The sequence below is a fragment of the Fructilactobacillus sp. X2R1C3 genome, from assembly GCF_059901425.1.
This window is the reverse complement of sequence record NZ_JBWXUW010000021.1, coordinates 1-251: the sequence shown is the minus strand read 5'-3', so window position 1 is coordinate 251 and position 251 is coordinate 1. Positions and strand designations below refer to the sequence as shown.

The following is a 251-nucleotide window of genomic DNA, read 5'->3' as shown; positions in this document are numbered from 1 at the left end:
GCATCAACACCTGTTATTACGGGTGATACCCATCAAGGTATGATGGGTGTAATTAGTCAACTTATTGCCCCAAAATTGATTGATAGAGAGATAGAAAACCTTAATCAGATTTGCCATATTATTCAATCAACAGTGGTAGGTAATTACAGTGCAAAAGCAGCTTTAGAACTGGCTGTTTATGACCTGTGGGGTAAGTTGTATCAAGCGCCGCTGTATAAGTTACTTGGTGGTGGCAGCAAAGATCTTAGAAC

The 251-nt window shown here is 39.8% G+C and carries 1 pseudogene; it reads left to right on the top strand.

From position 1 onward, the window contains the following. Positions 1–251: pseudogene (locus AC6UDD_RS06985) on the top strand (dipeptide epimerase); the annotation flags it as partial.